The organism is Streptomyces panacea (assembly GCF_040560175.1).
In the GTDB taxonomy this organism is placed as follows: Bacteria; Actinomycetota; Actinomycetes; order Streptomycetales; family Streptomycetaceae; genus Streptomyces; species Streptomyces panacea.
The window spans coordinates 1-3,291 of the sequence record NZ_JARJHW010000337.1 but is presented as its reverse complement, the minus strand read 5'-3'; the positions used below and the strand labels follow the sequence as shown (position 1 = coordinate 3,291).

Genomic DNA, 3,291 nt, shown 5'->3' with positions numbered 1-3,291 from the left:
CTCACCCCGCCCTTCAGCCCCACCGAGGCCGCCCTCCTCGCCGAGGCCGCACTCGCCGACACCCTGCGGACCGTCCTCGCCGTCCCCGCCCGCCGCCGCGTCCTCGTCCTCGAAGGCCGCCCCGGCCCCTGGCTGCCGCCGGGCATCGACGTGGTGCCGCAGTGCGCGGGCGGGCTGGACGAGCGGCTCGCCGACGCCTTCGCCCGGTGTACGGGGCCGACGCTCCTCGTCGGCATGGACACCCCGCAGATCACCCCCGCCCTGCTCGCCCCGGCCCTGCTCGACCCCGCGCTCGACCCCGCCGGGCGCCCCGGCTGCGACGCCTGGTTCGGGCCCGCCGACGACGGCGGCTTCTGGGCGCTCGGCCTCGCCGCGCCCGAGTCCGCGCCGCCGGATCTCATTCGCGGGGTGCCCATGTCCGTACCCGAGACCGGCGCCGTACAGCGTCGCCGCCTGGTCGACGCCGGGCTCACCGTGCGCGATCTGCCGCCCCTGCGCGACGTGGATTCGGCGGCCGACGCCGAGTACGTCGCGGCGCTCGCCCCGCACGGGCGGTTCGCCGCCACCCTCCGCCGGCTGACCCCGGTGGCCGCCCGATGAGCGCGACGGAGACCACCCGAAGCACCAGTACCAGCACCAGCACCGCCCCCGCCGACTGGAGCGACGACCCGTACGCCGACGCCCTGCGCGCCGGCCGCGGCCCGCTCTTCCTGCGCCGTACGGACGGCTGGCTGCTGCCACTCGACGTCGAACGCTGGTGCGCGCGCGCCGACGCCGCCGACCACTCCGCCCTGCACCGCTGCGAGGGCGCCGTCCTCGACGTCGGCTGCGGCCCCGGCCGCCTCGTCGCCGCGCTCGCGGCCAGGGGACGGCGGGCGCTCGGCATCGACGTCAGCGAGGCGGCCGTCGAACGTACGCTGCGCCTCGGCGGCACGGCCCTGTGCCGCTCCGTCTTCGATCCCCTTCCCGGCGAGGGGCGTTGGGGCACCGTCCTGCTCGTCGACGGCAACATCGGCATCGGCGGCGACCCGGCCGGTCTGCTCCGCCGGGCCGGCGGGCTGCTGACGCACGGCGGGCTGATCATCGCCGAGACCGCGCCCGTGGACGTCGACGAGTGCGTACGCGTACGGGTGGACGACGGGCGCCGCCCACCGCCGGGGGCCGCGGGCTCGCACTTCCCGTGGGCCCGGCTCGGCGCCCCCGCCCTGCTCCGCTACGGGCGCGCCCTCGGCTGGCTGCCCGTCGATCAGTGGGAGGCGGCGGGCCGCCCCTTCGTGGCCCTGCGCCGCAGCACCGCCCGCGTCACCAGGCAGAGCGCCGAGCACGCGAACAGCGCGGCGGTCACCAGCAGCCAGCGCGCCAGGAACCCGTCGGACGACAGGGCGGCGTACGGCTCGTAACGCCGCACCCGCCCCGTGATCAACGGGAACCACACCAGCAGGAGCAGCAGGGACAGGAAGGCCGGTACGCGTACGAAGTTGACGAGCCGGCGCCGGGGGCCCAGCGCGGCGGCCACCGCGCGGTCGGCCGCCGTGTAGACCGGCAGCAGGACGAGGTCGTGCACGAGCGCGGCGCCGACGAACCAGACCACGATCGAAAACGTCTCGCCCGTCAGCAGACGTACGCCCACGTAGCCCGCGAACGCCAGCGTGGCGAGCAGCAGCACGATCTGGAACGGACTGCCCAGCAGGGCCCGGTACTTGGCGGTGAGACCGCCCCTGTCACCCACGCGCATCAGACCGCTCCGAACGTCAGTTTGGTGACCCACTTCGTGTTGAGCACCCCGGGCGCCGCCGGGACGATGATCCGCGCCGGGAAACCGTGATCGAGCGACAGCTCCGCGCCGTTGACCTCCAGGGCCAGCAGCGAGCGGCCGTCGCGCACCTGGTTGTCGCGCAGCGCGCCCGACCGGAAACTGCCCCTGCGCTGGAGGGATTCCACGAACACCCCCGGTGGGCGGCCGTCCGGACATCCCGCGAGGGTGGCGAGGTCCCTCAGGCGTACGCCGCGCCAGGACTGGTTCGACGTCGACCAGCCCTCCACGCAGGCGATCGGCAGCTCGGCGGTGTGCTGGGCCATCGCGAGGAGCTGGGCGCGCGAGAGCGTGACATCCCCGGCGGGGCCGCTGAGCGTCAGCCGCCACCCGTCCTTCGTGTCGGCCGCCCTGACCCCGACGGACGCGGCGGTCTTGTTGATCTGGAACCCGTTCGGGCCGCTGCCCGGATCCTCCCAGCCGTGCGGGGCGAGCAGCGCGGTACGGCGCAGCGGCCCGTCGAAGCTCCGGCCCGCCGTCGTGAGCAGCATGAACAGCGAACCCGCGCCGACGACGGCGAAGGCGCCGCGCCGCGAGACGGTCGGCGCGGCCGGTCTCGGGGACGCCAGATCGTCATCGGCGGGACCACCGGGACCACCCGGACCACCTGGACCACCGACGGCTCGGTACGCGCCCGCGCCGCCGCCCGGCCGTGCCCGCGGTGCCCGCCGTGCCGAGCGAAGCTCACCACTGCGGAGCGCCGCCAGCGCCTTCGGCGTCTTCAGCGCGGCGTGCGCCACGAACCCCGCGAAGAACACCCACGCGCCGTAGAAGTGCAGCGGATAGAAGGAGCCCGGGAAGAGATAGTCCAGCTGGATGTTGAGCACCCCGGTGATCAGCTCGAACAGCACACCGCCCACCAGCAGCACCAGCGAGATCCGCTCCAGGGCGTGCGCCAGCGACTTCACCGGCGGCAGCGCGAAGAACCTCGGGATCACCGACCAGAGCTTCGCCAGCACCACCGGGATCAGCGCGATTCCCACCGTGACGTGGAATCCCTGCGTGAGGCGGTAGAGCCAGTACGGGTCCGTCGGCCAGTCGAAGAGGTAGAAGCCCAGCCACCCCCGGTCCGGTGTCTTGTCGTTGACGGACGCGAGATCCGGGTTGTACGCCGCGTACGACAGCAGACCCGTCACGAACACCAGCGTGAGCCCGACCAGCAGGACGAGACCGAGCACCGCGGTGAACCGGACGCCGCGCACCGGACTGCGCCAGAAGCCGGGATCCGTCGGCAGGGACGGCAGGGACGACGGCAGCGTCGGCAGGGACGGCTTCGATGGCCGGCGTGCCTTCGACGGCGGTGGGAGGCGTCGCGGGTGATCCATGCGGCGACCGTAAGCCCGCGCACCCTCCCGCAAGGTGGTACGACTTCTGACGAAATGGTGACGTGGCCCCGCCACACCACCGGAACCCGGCGCCCGCTGCATACCGTGCCGGGGTGAAGACCGACGAACGCGGACACCTGCCGGCGGACGCCC

Annotated in this window: 3 protein-coding genes; 2 read left to right on the top strand and 1 reads right to left on the bottom strand. The window is 74.2% G+C overall.

The features are described 5' to 3' along the window. Together P3L51_RS35650 and P3L51_RS35645 are read left to right on the top strand one after the other, a co-directional pair. On the top strand, nucleotides 1-600 hold a 600-nt coding region (locus P3L51_RS35650; protein WP_354609517.1), incomplete at its 5' end, for a TIGR04282 family arsenosugar biosynthesis glycosyltransferase. Beyond that, nucleotides 597-1,400, top strand: a complete 804-nt coding sequence (locus tag P3L51_RS35645; protein ID WP_354609516.1) for a methyltransferase domain-containing protein — start codon at nucleotides 597-599, stop codon at nucleotides 1,398-1,400. The genes P3L51_RS35650 and P3L51_RS35645, both read left to right, overlap by 4 nt. A gap of 334 nt (nucleotides 1,401-1,734) precedes the next feature. On the opposite strand, the gene P3L51_RS35640 is transcribed toward P3L51_RS35645, so the two are convergent. Further along, nucleotides 1,735-3,138 carry a molybdopterin-dependent oxidoreductase gene (locus P3L51_RS35640; protein WP_354609515.1) on the bottom strand — a complete coding sequence of 468 codons (1,404 nt, stop codon included), beginning with the start codon at nucleotides 3,136-3,138 and terminating at the stop codon, nucleotides 1,735-1,737. Nucleotides 3,139-3,291 lie beyond the last annotated feature (153 nt).

Coding starts and splice junctions, on each gene's coding strand:
- P3L51_RS35645 (WP_354609516.1), top strand. CDS start 597: ATGAGCGCGACGGAGACCACCCGAAGCACCAGTACCAGCACCAGCACC.
- P3L51_RS35640 (WP_354609515.1), bottom strand. CDS start 3,138: ATGGATCACCCGCGACGCCTCCCACCGCCGTCGAAGGCACGCCGGCCA.